Origin of the sequence: Streptomyces sp. BK79 (assembly GCF_044142145.1) — a bacterium.
Classification (GTDB): domain Bacteria; phylum Actinomycetota; class Actinomycetes; order Streptomycetales; family Streptomycetaceae; genus Streptomyces.
Window position 1 is genome coordinate 250,660 of sequence record NZ_JBHVOC010000001.1, and the last position, 15,147, is coordinate 265,806.

The 15,147-nt window shown below is 71.6% G+C and carries 12 protein-coding genes; 4 read left to right on the top strand and 8 right to left on the bottom strand.

Going from position 1 to position 15,147, the window contains the following annotated elements:
• Positions 1 to 23: 23 nt before the first annotated feature.
• The 6 genes from ACFIF2_RS01150 to ACFIF2_RS01175 all read right to left on the bottom strand — a co-directional run bounded on the left by ACFIF2_RS01150 (position 24) and on the right by ACFIF2_RS01175 (position 7,485).
• Positions 24 to 1,820 carry an ABC transporter ATP-binding protein gene (locus ACFIF2_RS01150; RefSeq protein WP_395570519.1) on the bottom strand — a complete coding sequence of 599 codons (1,797 nt, stop codon included), beginning with the start codon at positions 1,818 to 1,820 and terminating at the stop codon, positions 24 to 26.
• The gene (locus ACFIF2_RS01155) at positions 1,817 to 2,887 is read right to left on the bottom strand and encodes an iron-siderophore ABC transporter substrate-binding protein (RefSeq protein ID WP_395570520.1); all 1,071 of its coding nucleotides are present in this window, start codon (positions 2,885 to 2,887) and stop codon (positions 1,817 to 1,819) included. Before ACFIF2_RS01155 ends, ACFIF2_RS01150 begins: the two co-directional genes overlap by 4 nt.
• 109 nt (positions 2,888 to 2,996) lie before the next feature.
• Complete coding sequence (locus ACFIF2_RS01160; protein WP_395570521.1) at positions 2,997 to 3,836, bottom strand: ABC transporter ATP-binding protein; 840 nt, start codon at positions 3,834 to 3,836, stop codon at positions 2,997 to 2,999.
• A 39-nt stretch (positions 3,837 to 3,875) separates the two neighbouring features.
• Entirely contained in the window at positions 3,876 to 4,910 is a 1,035-nt protein-coding gene (locus ACFIF2_RS01165; RefSeq protein WP_395570522.1) for a FecCD family ABC transporter permease, read from the bottom strand.
• A gap of 149 nt (positions 4,911 to 5,059) precedes the next feature.
• On the bottom strand, positions 5,060 to 6,118 hold the full coding sequence (locus ACFIF2_RS01170; protein ID WP_395570523.1) for a FecCD family ABC transporter permease: 1,059 nt from the start codon (positions 6,116 to 6,118) through the stop codon (positions 5,060 to 5,062).
• Positions 6,119 to 6,129: 11 nt separating this feature from the next.
• Positions 6,130 to 7,485, bottom strand: a complete 1,356-nt coding sequence (locus tag ACFIF2_RS01175; RefSeq protein WP_395570524.1) for a lysine N(6)-hydroxylase/L-ornithine N(5)-oxygenase family protein — start codon at positions 7,483 to 7,485, stop codon at positions 6,130 to 6,132.
• A gap of 239 nt (positions 7,486 to 7,724) precedes the next feature.
• Between ACFIF2_RS01175 and ACFIF2_RS01180 the strand changes: the two genes are divergently transcribed.
• Positions 7,725 to 8,672 carry a methionyl-tRNA formyltransferase gene (locus ACFIF2_RS01180; protein ID WP_395570525.1) on the top strand — a complete coding sequence of 316 codons (948 nt, stop codon included), beginning with the start codon at positions 7,725 to 7,727 and terminating at the stop codon, positions 8,670 to 8,672.
• Between the two features lie 24 nt (positions 8,673 to 8,696).
• Here the strand turns inward: ACFIF2_RS01180 and ACFIF2_RS01185 are convergent, their stop codons facing one another.
• The gene (locus ACFIF2_RS01185) at positions 8,697 to 8,939 is read right to left on the bottom strand and encodes a DUF5302 domain-containing protein (RefSeq protein WP_395570526.1); all 243 of its coding nucleotides are present in this window, start codon (positions 8,937 to 8,939) and stop codon (positions 8,697 to 8,699) included.
• A gap of 163 nt (positions 8,940 to 9,102) precedes the next feature.
• Positions 9,103 to 9,804, bottom strand: coding sequence for a bleomycin resistance protein (locus tag ACFIF2_RS01190; protein ID WP_395570527.1), 702 nt, complete (start codon positions 9,802 to 9,804; stop codon positions 9,103 to 9,105).
• 131 nt (positions 9,805 to 9,935) lie between these two features.
• Between ACFIF2_RS01190 and ACFIF2_RS01195 the strand changes: the two genes are divergently transcribed.
• From ACFIF2_RS01195 to ACFIF2_RS01205, 3 genes are all read left to right on the top strand, one after another.
• Positions 9,936 to 10,361, top strand: coding sequence for a PGPGW domain-containing protein (locus ACFIF2_RS01195; RefSeq protein ID WP_395570528.1), 426 nt, complete (start codon positions 9,936 to 9,938; stop codon positions 10,359 to 10,361).
• Between the two features lie 210 nt (positions 10,362 to 10,571).
• Positions 10,572 to 11,918, top strand: a complete 1,347-nt coding sequence (locus ACFIF2_RS01200) for a DEAD/DEAH box helicase (protein ID WP_395570698.1) — start codon at positions 10,572 to 10,574, stop codon at positions 11,916 to 11,918.
• A gap of 171 nt (positions 11,919 to 12,089) precedes the next feature.
• A complete protein-coding gene (locus ACFIF2_RS01205; RefSeq protein WP_395570529.1) occupies positions 12,090 to 15,098 on the top strand; it encodes a family 16 glycoside hydrolase in 3,009 nt (1,002 codons plus the stop codon).
• Positions 15,099 to 15,147: the final 49 nt, after the last annotated feature.

Genomic DNA, 15,147 nt, shown 5'->3' on the forward strand with positions numbered 1-15,147 from the left:
GATCATGAAGGAAGGTCAGCCGGTCAGCCGACCTGACTACCCTCTCGCCAGGCCCGCCACAGCCGCGCGTACCGGCCGCCCAGGGCCACCAGGTCCTCGTGCGTGCCCTGCTCCACCACACGCCCCGCGTCCAGCACCGCGATCCGGTCGGCCGCCGTCGCCTGGGTCAGCCGGTGGGCGACGAACAGCGTGGTCCGGCCCGCGCAGGCCGCCAGCACCGCCCGTTCCAGTGCGGCCGCCCCCTCGCTGCCGGCCTCCGCGGTCGACTCGTCGAGCACCACCACGGGCGAGGGGCTCAGCACCAGCCGGGCCAGCGCGATCTGGGCGACCTTGGTGACGTCGAGGCGCTCACCGCCCTCCCCGACCCGGGTGTGCAGTCCTTCGGGCAGGGCTTCCACCCATCCGTCGGCGCCCACCGTGCGCAGCGCGTCGACGAGTTCGGCGTCGGTGGCCCCGGGCGCGGCCAGCCGCAGGTCGTCGGCGAGCGGACCGGAGAACACGTGCGTCTCCTGGGTCAGGATGCTCACCAGGGCCCGCGCCCCGGCCTCGTCGACATCGGCGAGATCGACCGGACCGACGCGCACCGAACCGGCCTGCGGTGTCCCGATGCCCGCGACCAGCGCGGCCAGGGTGCTCTTGCCGGCGCCCGTCGCCCCCACCAGGGCGAGCGAACCGCCCGCCGGGATGGTCAGGTCGACGTCCCTGAGGACCGGTTCCCCGGCCCCGGGGTAGCGGAACGTCAGCCCTTGCACGGTCACCGGGTGGGGCACGGCCCGCGCCGGGGCGACGGACGCGTCCCCCACCAGCCGGTCCTCGGTGTCCTCCCCGAGCACCCCGACCAGCCGGGTGAGACTGGCACCCGACTTCTGCGCCTCGTCGAAGGTGAACATGATGGCGCCCAGCGGGGTGAACAGCCGGTGGAACAGCAGCGGCGCCGCCGACACCTCGCCGAGGCTCGCGGCGCCGGCCTCCAGCAGGGCGTACCCCACCACGATGATCAGGGTGAGCCCGATGAACTCGGCGCGGTTCTCCCGGCCGACGAAGCGGCCGAAGAACCGGAACACCTCGATGCCGAGGTCGCGCACCCGCCACGACTCGGTGGTGACCTGCTCGCGGAAGGCGCCCTCGAGCCGGTAGGCGCGGACCGTGTCGATCCCGTTCAGACCGCTGATCAGGGCCTGGGCGCGGTCGGCCTGCGCCACCCGCTGCCTGCGGTAGAGCGGGGCGGACCTCGGGAGGTACCAGCGCAGGGCCAGCGCGTACGCGGGCAGCGCGCCGGCGCCCGCGAGGCCGAGCCGCCAGTCCAGCCCGAACATGCCGGCCGTGGCGATGGCCACCAGGACCCCCGCCGAGAACACCGTGGGGACGGCCGTCCGGATGCCCTTGGAGATCACCGCGACGTCGTCACCGACCCTGGACAGCACGTCCCCCCGGCCCACCTGCTCGATCCGCGCGCTGGGCATCCCCAGCACCGCCCGGACGGCACCCTCCCGCAGCCGCGCGAGGAGATCGGCGCCCAGCCGCCCGATGAGGTAGGTCGACACCGCGGTGGCCACCGCGCCGAGCAGCGCGGCGGCCGCCATCAGGGCTCCGACGGTGACCAGGACCGAGCGCGGCTCCTCCTCGACCGCCGCGTCGACCACCCGGCCCAGCAGGAGCACCGGGAGCACTTGGAGCGCCGCGCCGGCCACGGTGGTGAGCACGGTGGCCGCCGTGAGCCAGGGCATCTCGCGGCAGTGCGCCGCGACCCATCCGGTGGCCTCCCGCCCGGTCGCCGTGCGCAGGGCGGCCGGGGCGGGACGGGTGTCGGTGCCGCTCACACCTGCCCGGCCGACTTGACGAGCTGGTCGATCGCGTACGGCATCGACAGCAGGGTTCCCTGCGAGATGGCCGCACCGACCGCCGGGCCCTCGCTGTCCAGCAGGTACGACACCTTGCCGTTCTTGACGACGTCCAGGTTGGCGAACAGCTCGAACTTCTTCAGCGCGTCCTGGTCCGCCTTGTCGTTGATGACGAAGACGCGGTCGACGTCCACCAGGTCGACGCGCTCGGGGGAGAGCGTGGTGTAGAAGTCACCGCCCGCGACCTTGTCGATCTCGGTCTGGTACGTGAAACCGATGCCCGTCGTGAGCCGTCCGCGCACGTCGGTGGAGGTGAACGGCGCGACCGAGTCCTTGTACCAGGAGAGCACCACGGCCTTCTGGCCGGCGAATTCGGGGTGGGCCTTCTTGGCGGCGTCGAGTCGGCCCTGGATGTCCGCGACCATCTTCTCGCCCTCCTCGGCCTTGCCGAGCGCCTTGGCGATGTGCAGGGCGTTGTCCTGCCAGGGCGCGCTGAAGGGCTCCTTCTCCGCCTTGGTGCGGCCGACCGTGGGAGCGATCTTGGACAGCTTGTCGTAGGCGGCCTGGTCGATCTCGGAGTAGACCGCGATGATCAGGTCCGGCCGCAGGGCGGCGATCTTCTCGTAGTTGGGGCCCGAGTCGCCGTTCTTCATGATGACCTCGGGCTTCGTGTCACCCCACTTGTCCTTCACCCAGGGCCACTGGGTGTTGATGTCGGGGCTCTGGCCGGCCGGGTTCGGGTACTGGTCGACCATGCCGACCGGCTTGATGCCGAACGCCAGGACCGTCTGGTCGTCCGTGTAGCCGACGGTGACGACCCGCTCGGGGGCCTCGGTGACCTTCGTGGTGCCGAACGCGTGCTCCACGGCGACCGGGAAGGCGCCCGCGGCGGTGGAGCTGTCGCCTCCCGCCTGGTCCGCCGGGTCGCCCGGGTCGTCGGAGTCGGAACCGCATCCGGCGAGGAGGCCCACGCCCAGCGTGGCGGCGGACAGCGCCGCGGCCAGCCTCCGCCAGGTCTTCGTACGGGTCGTTCCAAGTAGGAGCATCCGGGGATCCCTTGCTCTCGCACCGTCCACTGCGCCCCGTCCAAGGGCAGCAAACCTTACCGCGACCCAGTGAGGTTAGCCTACCCTCACTGACCAACTATCGTGATCCTCAGCCGAGTTCGGCGTGCGCGCGTCCGATCGGCACGATCAGCGGCCGGTCCCCCACCGGGTCGTCGATCACCTTGGCCCGCAGGCCGAACGCCTCGTGCAGCAACTCGGCGGTGATCACGTCACGCGGGTGCCCCTGCGCCAGAACCGCCCCCTCCCGCATCACCACGAGGTGGTCGCTGTAGCGCGTGGCCAGATTGAGGTCGTGCAGGACCATGACCACGGTGCACCCCGACTCGTGCAGGTCGTCGACCAGGTCCAGTACGTCGATCGCGTGGGCCAGGTCCAGATACGTGGTCGGCTCGTCCAGCAGCAGGAGGTCGGTGCCCTGGGCCAGGGTCATCGAGATCCAGACGCGCTGGCGCTGGCCGCCGGAGAGCGAGTCGACGGGGCGGTCGGCGAGGTCGGACACCCCGGTCATGGCCAGGGCACGCTCGACCACGGCGGCGTCGTCCGACGACCACTGCCGCAACCAGCTCTGGTGCGGATGACGCCCCCTGGCCACCAGGTCGGACACCGTCAGCCCGTCCGGGGCGACCGGCGCCTGCGGCAGCAGGCCCAGCTTCCTGGCCACGTCCCTGGTCCTGAGGGTGACGATGTCCTCGCCGTCCAGCACCACCGTCCCGCTGCTGGGCTTGAGCAGGCGGGACAGGGTCCGCAACAGGGTCGACTTTCCGCAGCCGTTGGGGCCGATGATGGTCGTGATCACCCCGGGCGGGATCGCCACGTCGAGCCCCTCGATGACGGTCCGGGCGCCGTAGCCGACCGTGACGCCCCTGGCCGCCAGCCGCGAGGCCGCACCGGCCCCGGGCTCTGCTCCGGTGATGGACTGAACGACCACAGGGCGCCCCCTCTTTAGGCTTGCCTCACTTTGTACCAGCTATCGGCGGTTGGCCCGCACCAGTAGATATACGAGGAAGGGTCCGCCGATCGCGGCGGTGACCACGCCGACCGGCAGCGAGACGGGCAGGGCCGTGCGGGCGACCAGGTCCGAGCCGATCAGCAGCAGCGCGCCGAAGAGGCCGGAGGCCGCCAACGGTGGTGTCGGGCAGCGCGCCAGACGCATCGCCACCTGCGGTGCGACCAGCGCGACGAACGGGACCGGGCCCGCCGCGCTCACGGCCACGCCCGCGAGCAGCACCGCGCACAGCAGCAGCACCGCCCGCACCGCCGAGTACCGGACGCCCAGCCCCGCGGCGATCTCGTCGCCGAACTGCAGGGGCTTGAACTGGAAGGCGGCACAGGAGACCACGGCCAGCAGGGCAAGCGTGCCCCACAGCGCGATCCAGACCTCGTTCCACGACCGGTTGTCCAGTGAGCCGACCAGCCAGGCCTGGGCCCGGGCCACGTCCCCGATGTCGGCGGTGACCAGCAGCCAGGTGGTGAGCGACTGCATCACCGCGTTCACCGAGATGCCGATGAGGATGAGCCGGAAGCCGTCGACGCCCCGGCGCCACGCCAGGAAGTAGACCAGCAGACCGGTGCCGAGACCGCCGGCCAGCGCGGCCGCGGACAGGCCCACGGTGTCGCCGACCACCGCGGCGGTGCCGCCCGACACGGTCACCAGGAACACGGCGACCGCGCTCGCGCCGCTGGTGACGCCCAGGACGTCGGGGCTGGCCAGGGGGTTGCGCGCGAGGGACTGCGTGAGGGCACCGGAGACGCCGAGCGCGACGCCCACGACGAGGCCGGCGAGGGCGCGGGGCAGGCGCAGGTCCATGATGACGAACTCGTCGACCTGCTCACCCCGGCCGAAGAGGGTGGCGACCACCCGGGGCAGGCCGATGGGGAAGTCCCCGACACCGATGGACAGGCAGAACACCAGGAAGGCCGCCGCCGCCAGGAGCAGCGTCACGCAGGCGAGCCAGGGCCGCCAGACGAACGACACCCGGCCGAGCCGCACGCCGGGCGTCAAGGACGGCTTCCCGCCCGCCCCGTTCTGCTTCCCGCCCGTCCCGTACGGCTTCCCGACCGCCCCGTACGACTTCCCGCCCGCCTCATGCCGCTCCTCGGCGGTCCCCCGTGCTTTCGCTTCGGACCCGTTCGGCTCCACATGCGCCCCGTTCACGCGTTCTTGAACTTCCCGCGCCACACCAGGGCCGCGAAGAACGGAGCCCCGAGCAGAGCGACGAGGACACCGGCGTCCAACTCCCCCGGCCGCACCACCAGGCGCCCGACGATGTCGCAGACCAGCAGCACGACGGCTCCCAGCAGACCCGCGTACGGCACCAGCCAGCGGTAGTCCGGCCCGGTCAGGTACCGGGCCACGTGGGCCACCATGAGGCCGATGAAGGCGATGGGTCCGCATGCCGCCGTCGCCGCTCCCGCCAGCAGGGTGATGGCGACGATGCCGACGGTCCGGGTCCGCGCCGTGTTCACGCCCAGGCCCCGCGCCACGTCGTCCCCGAGGTTGAGCAGGTTGACGGCGGGCAGCGTGGTGAGCGCCATCACCAGGCCGACCGCGACGAACGCGGTCACCGGCCAGATGACGTCGAATCCGACGCCGACCAGCGACCCCGCGTTCCAGAACCGCAGCGCGTTCAGCGAGGCGTTGTCCGTCAGCGCCACCGCCGTGGTCATGGCCGCCAGGAACACGGTGACGCCCTGCCCGGCCAGGGCGAGCGTCAGCGGATTGCCGGCGCCCCGGCCGATGCTCGCCAGCCCGAACACGACGACACCGGCGAGGGCCGCCCCCAGGAAGGCGAACCAGACGTACTGGAACGGGCTGGTGAACCCGAACAGGGCGATCCCCGACACCACGGCGAACGAGGCGCCGGAGTTCACCCCCAGCAGGCCGGTGTCCGCGATCGGGTTGCGCGTGTACCCCTGGATCAGCGCCCCGCCGGTCCCCAGGGCGACGCCCGCCACGATCGCGAGGACCGTGCGGGGCACCCGTACGGTCCGCACGATGAGCCTGATCTCGGTGAGACGCTGGTCGGGTTCGGGCGCCGCGAACAGGCCGTGCCAGACCTCCGCGGGAGTCAGCGCGCGGGCGCCGACGGCGAGCGACGCCGCCCCGGCCGCCACGAGCACCACCGCGAGCACCCCCAGACCCGCAACCCGCCGTCGGCGGGCCTTTGTTGAGCCCCGGGGCGTGGGGCGTTCCACCGCAGTCGTGGTCATGGCGACGTACACTAACGCGCGGCCCTGCCGGTTCCGTCGGCGACGGTCCGGGCCTCGTCGGAAGCGGACTTCAGGCCCCGCTCGAGGAGGGATTCCAGGATCTCGCCGACCCTGACGGCGGTGTTGGACAGCAGGGACGACGTGATGCCGTGCGTGTGCTCCGTGCCGCCCTGGAGGTACAGGCCGCAGCGCAGGCCGGGGTCCGTCGCGATCCGGTAGTCGCGTTCGACGCGCACCCGGCCCTCGTCGTCGCGCAGGCAGCGGTCCGCGACCTCACCGAGGAGGCCGAGGGGATCGGTGGGGACGTAGCCGGTGGCGAACACCACGATGTCCGCGTCCAGGAGCGTCTCCTCCCCGCTGACCAGGGATGTCACGGTGGCACGGACCCGGTCCGGCGTCTCCTTGACGCCGGTGAGCCGGGACACGTTGAGGAAGCGCAGCCGCTCGGTGCCGAGGACCTTCTCCTGGTAGGTCCGCCGGTACAGGTCGTCGATCAGGTCGAGGTCCACCACGGAGTAGTTGGTGTTGGCGTGGTAGTCCATCAGCCGGCGCTTGACGCTGCCGGGCGCGGCGAAGTACTCGTCGACCGCCTCGGGGTCGAAGATCCGGTTGGCGAAGCCGCTGTCGTCGGCGGGGCTGTAGCCGTAACGGGTGAAGACCGCGCAGACCTCGGCACGGGGAAAGCGGCGGTGCAGGTAGGCGACGTTCTCGGCGGCGCTCTGACCGGCACCGACGACCACGAACCGGGAGGGGGACGTGCCCTCCAACGCGTCGACGCGGGACAGCAGTTCGGAGTTGTGCCAGACGCGGTCGCCCCGCTCGACGCCCTCCGGCATGCGGGGACGCAGTCCGGTGCCGAGGACGAGGTTGCGGGCCCGGTGGACCTCCAGCCCCTCCCCCGAGCGGACCGTCACCTCCAGTTCCTCCACGGTCCCGTCGCGGACCACGGGTGCGACGCCGACGACCTCGTGGCCGTAGGAGACCAGGCTGTCGACCTTGGCCGCGGCCCACTCGAAGTAGTCGTGGAACTCCACCCGCAGGGGGAAGAGGTTCTTGTGGTTGACGAAGTCGATCAGCCGTCCCTTGCTCTGCAGGTAGCAGAGGAAACTGAACTCGCTGGACGGATTGCGGAGGGTGACCAGGTCCTTGAGGAAGGACACCTGCATGGTCGCGTCGTCGATGAGCATGCCGCGGTGCCAGCCGAAACGCGGCTGTTGCTCGAAGAAGCGGGCGGAGACCGCCGCCTGCCCGCCGGCCCGTGCGTCGTGTTCCCGCAGCGCGATCGCCATGGCGACATTGGACGGTCCGAAGCCGATGCCAATGAGGTCGTGGACCGGTGTCGCGTCATCAGGAAGAACCTGTGACATGTCACTCCCATCGTGCGGAACAGTCGCCTGTCAGGCGTGGGGGATTGCCGGAATGGGACGTGCCGACGGAACCTCCCCGCCGGAAACTTAGGCAAGGCTAAGCTCATAATGAGAGGCTGTCGATAGGGCGGGACATGGTTCGGCACCCGCCAACTACGGCCTGATTCCGGGGGTGTTGTGGACTAAGGGAAGCCTTGCTTTACTTGCCGGGCCGCGTCCCCTGCCCGAGGAGGAACCCCATGCGGGTCGTCATGTTCGGCTACCAGACCTGGGGGCACCGGACCCTGCGGGCGCTCCTGGACTCCGAACACGACGTGGTGCTGGTGGTGACGCACCCCAAGAGCGAGCACGCGTACGAGAAGATCTGGAGCGACTCCGTCGCCGACCTGGCCACGGAGCACGGCGTTCCGGTCCTGCTCCGCAACCGCCCCGACGACGAGGAACTGTTCCAGCGCCTCAAGGAGGCGGACCCGGACGTCATCGTGGCCAACAACTGGCGGACGTGGATTCCCCCGCGCGTCTTCGGTCTCCCGCGCCACGGCACGCTCAACGTCCACGACTCACTGCTGCCGAAGTACGCCGGCTTCTCCCCGCTGATCTGGGCGCTGATCAACGGCGAGACCGAAGTGGGCGTCACCGCGCACCTCATGAACGAGGAGCTCGACGCCGGCGACATCGTCCGGCAGGAGGCGGTACCGGTCGGACCGGCGGACACCGCCACCGACCTCTTCCACAAGACCGTCGCCCTCATCGCCCCGGTCACCATCGGCGCACTCGATCTCATCGCCGCCGGACAGACGGAGTTCACCCCGCAGGACCGGTCCCGGGCGAGCTTCTTCCACAAGCGCGCCGAGGAGGACATCCGCATCGACTGGTCCTGGCCGGCGCCGGACCTGGAGCGCCTGGTCCGGGCCCAGTCCGATCCGTACCCCAGCGCCTTCACCTTCCACCGGGGCAGGCGGCTCGAGATCCTCGCCGCCGTGGTCTCCCAGGGCCGTTACGGCGGTACGCCTGGCCGGGTCTTCTACCGGGAGGGCGACGGCGTGGTCATCGTCGCCGGAGCGGACGCGCGCACCGGCCGCAACCACGGCCTGGCCCTCACGCGCGTCCGGACCGAGGACGGCCGGGAGCTGTCCGCGACGGAGTACTTCACGTCCATGGGCGGCTATCTGACCAGCCACCCCTGACGACCGGCGGCGCCGGTCGCGCCGTCAGCCACCGCTCTTGCGCCGGAACGAGCGCTGGCTCGCGGCCGGACCGTGCGCGCCGCGGATCTTCGACGCGTCACCGCTCGACGCGCGCGCCGCGGCCTCCGCCTGCTGGCCGCGCTTGCGCGCCAGGGCCTCGCGGAACTTGCCCTTCAGGTCGTACTGACCATTCTCGTCGGGCGTCAGGGCGGGGCTTTCGGAAGCGGCCGACTCCGAACCTTCTCGGGGGGAATTCTCTGCAGTCATGGCGACCTCCTGGGTTCGGACAACAGGAGCACAGCTTGTCATGCCTGTCGGCGTCCGGCGTCCGAATTACCTCCCGCCCGTGCCGGTAACCCAGCAAATCAAATGTTCCCGGCATACCTGACCTTCCGGATATGTCACCCCTGCTACTACCCCGAGGCGGCTGTCAGTCCCGGAGTTCCGCGAGGCGCCGGAGGTCGTCCTGGAGCGACTCCCGCTCCTGGGCGGTGAGTTCCACGGCGCCCGCCCGGAGGGCCGCCGTCCGGGCGGTCTCCCGGTCGCCGAGACGCCCGGCGAGGTCCGCGCGGAGCACGAGGAGGCGGACCAGTTGCGCCGGGGTGGGCCGCTCCCCCTCGATGCGCAGCACCCGGTCGACGACCTTCGCGGCGCCGGACGGGTCGTCCTTCGAGTCGGCGAGGAGCGCCGCGTGGTGCAGCGCGCGGGCGAAGGTCTCCTCGGGTGCGGGGCGGTGGCGCGGGTCCTCGCCCGTCGGCTGCCCGACGCGGACGCAGTTTCCGCCCGGATCGGTCATGAGGAACTGCCGCACGCCGTACGACATGTCCTTGAGCGGCCCGATGCGCGGCAGCCCACGCGAGGGGATCCTCCCGTACGCCGCTTTGAGCCCCGCCCGGAAGGCGGCGTACAGCCCGTCGACGTCGTCGGTCAGGACGTAGCACGTGCTGACCGACCCGGCCGGTTCGAACTGCCTCATCCCGAAGAACTGCAGTTCGATGCCGCCGCGAGCCACGACCGCGTACGGGTTGGGGCTCCGCTGCCGATACGTCACCTCGAAGCCGAGGGCGGTGTAGAAGTCGAGAACGGGCTGGAGGGTTTGGCACGGCAGGATCGGAATCGTCTTCTCGGCCATACGCCCACTCTAGTCAACGTTGACTACACGGGGTGCGGACCGGGCGGAATCGCCCACGCCCGGCCCCCTGCCTAAGGTTGACCGGGCCGAAGGGAACTGGATTCCGTGCCTAGCGCGGGAAGGAGGGCGCCATGGCGCGCAGTGTCGAGTCGATCCGGCGAGCCGTCCTGGGCACCGCCGGCGCCGTACTGGTGGTCGTCGGCGTCGCCCTGCTGGTGCTGCCGGGCCCGGGTCTGCTGCTCGTCTTCGCCGGGGTGGTGCTGCTGTCCCGTGCCGTCCCGGCGCTGGACCGGTTCGTGACCCCGGTCCGCGAGCGGGCGATGCGCGCGGCCGAGGAGAGCGTGTCCTCTCCCTGGCGTATCGCCGGCTCGGTCCTGGCGGGGCTCTTCCTCGTCGGCGCGGGTGTGGTGTGGGGCGTCGTCCCCCAGGTGCCGTACTCCGGATGGGCCACCGGGGCGAGCCTGATCATTTCCGGCCTCGTCCTGTTCGCCCTGCTCGCCTGGAGCCACCGCCGCGTCCGGGCGGCCCGTCGCGACTCGGCGACGGCCTCGGGGTGACGGCGGACGGCGGGCGAGAGGCGCCCGTCACCAGGGTGGTGCGGGCCGCCGGGGCCGTGGGCGCCCGCTGGTAAACTGGGGGCTCACGCTTCGAGGCGCCCGGGTCCGTACCGAGGGGTACGGGCCCGGTGGCGTTCCCGGGCGCCTGATCAGGAAGGTCCCCCATTGAACGCGAAGCGGTCACCGTCCCCCGACGCCTCCCGGACCGACGTGTCCGGGCGAACGGCACCACCGGCGTCGGCGGAACGGCCGCCGGCCGCTTCGTTCGCCGCGCTGGGGCTGCCGCCCGCCCTGCTGGAGACGCTGACCGGACTCGGGGTGACGGAGCCCTTCCCGATCCAGGCGGCGACCCTGCCCGACGCGCTGGCCGGCCGTGACGTGCTCGGCCGCGCCCGGACCGGCTCCGGCAAGACGCTGGCCTTCGGGCTCGCCCTGCTCGCCCGCACGGCGGGCCGGCGGGCCGCGTCGAAGCGTCCGCTCGCGCTGGTCCTGGTGTCGACGCGGGAACTCGCCCAGCAGGTGACCGACGCCCTCACCCCGTACGCGCGGGCGGTGGACGTGCGACTGGCGACGGTGGTCGGCGGGCTCTCGATCAACCGGCAGGCGGCCGAGCTGAAGAGCGGCGCCGACGTGGTCGTCGCGACGCCCGGACGGCTGGCCGACCTGGTGTCGCGCCGCGACTGCCACCTGAGCGACGTGCGGGTCACGGTCCTGGACGAGGCGGACCAGATGTGCGACCTGGGGTTCCTGCCGCAGGTCACCGGCATCCTGGACCAGGTGCCCTCCGACGGCCAGCGGATGCTGTTCTCGGCCACCCTCGACCAGGACGTCGACCAGCTGGTGCGGAGCCATCTGCAGGACCCGGTGCGGGTGTCGGTCGACCCGGCGTCGGCGTCGGTCAGCACCATGGAGCACCACGTCCTGACCGTTCACCCCGCCGACAAGTACGCGACCGCGACGGAGATCGCCGCGCGGGACGGCCGGGTGCTGATGTTCCTGGACACCAAGGCCGCGGTCGACCGGTTCACGCGGCACCTGCGTTCCAGCGGGGTCCAGGCCGCCGCCCTGCACAGCGGGAAGTCGCAGCCGCAGCGCACGCACACGCTCGGCCGGTTCGTGGACGGCGACATCACCGTGCTGGTGGCCACCAACGTCGCGGCCCGCGGCATCCACGTCGACGCGCTCGACCTCGTCGTGAACGTCGACCCGCCCGCCGACGCCAAGGACTACCTGCACCGCGGCGGGCGTACGGCGCGCGCCGGCCGGTCCGGACGCGTGGTCACCCTGGTCACGCCGGACGAGCGGCGCGAGGTCAGCCGGATGATGTCCGAGGCCGGGATCCGGCCGACCGTCACCCCCGTGCGCTCCGGCGAGCAGAAGCTGACCACCCTCACCGGTGCGAAGCGCCCGCCGGCCGGGGCGACCCCCAGCGGCAACCTGCCCTTCCGGGGCCTCGGCGCCCGGTCGGGCCGTCCCGCGAAGGAGTCCCGCAAGACCGCCGAGGCCCGCAGGACCGCGGAGGCGCGTGCGGCGGCCCGGGTGCGCAAGGGCCGCTGATCCGCGGCTTTCCCGGACCGAGAGGTTTAGTCCGGGGACTTTGAACACAGCGATGACAAAGTATGGACATGTCAAGCGTAAGTCTCCTACCTTGGCGGCGGAACCGCAGTCGTACCGCACGAGACCGGAGCGACATCCGGCACGGTCCGGTCCCCACGCCCTGGAGGACCCTTGCGTCAACGCCTGTTCTCGCGTGCCCGAAGACACCTCATCCTGCTTCTGACCTCAGCCGTGTCCGTCGGCGGCGTCCTGGCCGCACCCACGTCCTCCGCCGCCCCCTCCGACATCCCGCCCCAGGAACCCGGCGTCACCCTGCGGGTGTTCGACGTGCAGACGCCGCTGAACGAGCTGTGCACCCTCAAGCCCGGCCAGACCCCCAACCACGACAAGCTGATGCCGACGGTCGACTGGTCGACCACGGCCGACTTCGGCGGGATCGCCGACAACTTCGTCTCGGAGGCCTCCGGTTACCTGGTCGCACCGCGCGACGGCACCTACGCGTTCCGGCTCACCAGTGACGACGGGTCACGCCTGAGCCTTCGCGGGACCACCGTGATCGACCACGACGGGCTGCACGGCGCGGAGCCGAAGGACGGCGTGGCCGAACTGACCGCGGGAGCGCATCCGCTGCGGATCGAGCACTTCGACCGCGGCGGCGGGCAGCAACTGCGGCTCGCCTGGAAACCGCCGGGCGAGAGCGAGTTCACCGTCGTGCCCCGCGAGGCACTCAGCACCGACGCCGGCGTGGTCCGGGTGACGGCGCCCGGCCGCAAGGAGTGCGAGGCCGGCCGCGACACCCCCGGCGACGGCCTGCCCCTGACCTCCGTGCGCCCCGACCTCACCCTCACCGACCTGCGCCCCGACGGGTTCGAACCGCAGGTCACCGGCATGGACTGGCTGCCCGACGGACGCCTCGCGCTCAGCACGTGGGGCGGCACCGACAACGTTGCCGGAGAGGTCTATCTGCTCGGCAACGTCACCGGTGCGACCAGCCGCGACAAGGTCACCGTCGAGAAGGTGGCGAGCGGGCTGCGCGAGCCCATGGGCGTCAAGTACGTCGACGGCTCGCTCTACGTGTCGCAGAAGCACGAACTGACCCGGCTGGTCGACCGGGACGGCGACGACGTGACCGACGAGCACCGCACGGTCGCCACCTGGCCGTACGGGGGCAACTTCCACGAGTTCGCGTTCGGCCTGCTCTACCGCGACGGCCACTTCTACGTGAACCTCTCCGTCGCCATCGACTACGGCGGCGCGACCACCACCCCGCAGCCCGCGCCCGGTCGCGGAACGACGTACAAGATCGACAAGAGGACGGGGAAGATCAGTCCGGTCGCGGGCGGGCTGCGCACGCCCAACGGCATCGGCTGGGGGCCGGGCGGCGACCTGTTCGCCACGGACAACCAGGGCGGGTGGCTGCCCTCCTCGAAGCTGGTCCACATCAAGCAGGACCGCTTCTTCAACCACTACACCGAGCCCGCCGGCCCCTTCGAGGGCTCCCCCGTCACCGAACCCGTGCTGTGGCTGCCGCAGAACGAGATCGGCAACTCGCCCTCCACGCCGCTGTACCTCAAGGAGGGCCGGTTCGCGGGCCAGATGCTCATCGGCGACGTCACCTACGGCGGTCTGCAACGCGCCTACCTGGAGAAGGTGAAGGGCCAGTACCAGGGCGCCGTGTTCCGCTACACGCAGGGCCTGGAGGCCGGTGTCAACCGCATCACCCTCGGCCCCGACGGGGCGGTGTACGCGGGCGGCCTCGGCGCCGACGGCAACTGGGGGCAGGAGGGCAAGCTCAGGTTCGGTCTGCAGAAGCTGACGCCGAACGGCGGCGACACCTTCGACATCCAGCGGATGCGGGCCGTGCCCGGCGGCTTCGACCTGACGTACACCCAGCCGCTGTCCGCCGAGACCGCGGCGGACCTCGCCGCCCGCTACGAGGTCGAGCAGTGGGGTTACACGCCGACCGCCGACTACGGCGGCCCGAAGATCGCCGAGGAGGACCTGGCGGTGCGCTCGGCGACGCTCTCCGACGACGGCCGCACCGTCCGGCTGCGATTGGACGGCCTCCAGGCGGACCGCGTGGTGCACGTCCGCTCGCCCCGCCCCTTCGCGTCGGCGTCCGGTGAGACGCTGTGGAGCACCGAGGCCTGGTACACGCTCAACGAGATGCCCGGCAAGCAGCCGCCGCCGGCCACCCTCTACGAGGCCGAGGAGGCGACCCTGACCGGGAAGGCCGGGATCAACACCGACCACACCGGCTACTCCGGCAGCGGCTTCGTCGACCGCTACGCCACCGAGGGCAAGGTCGCCACGACGTTCGACGTCACGGTCCCGAAGTCCGGCACCTACGACGTGAACCTGCGCTACTCCAACGGCCCGAACCCGTATCAGGGCACCAAGTCCCTCTCCCTGTACGTCAACGGGAAGAAGGCGCGGCAGACGGCACTCGCCTCCACCGGGGACTGGGACACCTGGTCCACCCGGACCGAGGCGCTGCGGCTGCGCGCCGGCCACAACACCGTCTCCTACCGGTACGACCCCGGTGACACCGGCCACGTCAACCTCGACCTGATCACCGTGCACCCGCGGGGCGCCCGCGTCGGCCTCTTCGACGGCACCGCCGCCTCGCAGGAGCAGTGGCAGCACACGGACGGGCGGCGCGTGGCCTGGCCGCTGACCGAGGAGAAGTCGATGGAGGTGTGCTGCGGCGACATCCGCACCAAGGACGCCTACCAGGACTTCAAGCTGCACGTGGAGTTCCGCGTCCCGCTGCTGCCGTCCGACGTGACCGGACAGGACCGCGGCAACAGCGGCATCTTCCTCCAGGACCGCTACGAGCTGCAGATCCTCGACTCCTACGGCGACACCTCACCGGCCACCGACGAGGCAGGGGCGATCTACCTGAAGAAGGCGCCGGACGTCAACGCCGCGGCGGCCCCCGAGGCGTGGCAGACGTACGACATCGTCTTCCGGGCGGCCCGCTACGACGAGGAGGGCCGCAAGACCGCCGACGCCCGGGTGACGGTGGTCTGGAACGGCGAGAAGGTCCACGACGACATCGCCCTCGACGGTCCGACCGCGTCGGGCCGGGCGGAGACACCTGCCGCCGGGGCGATCCGCCTGCAGGACCACGGGAACAAGGTCCGGTTCCGCGACATCAGGGTGGAACCGCTGACCTGACCGGGGCACGTGCGGGGCGGTCCATGACGGCCGCCCCGCACGTGCGCGC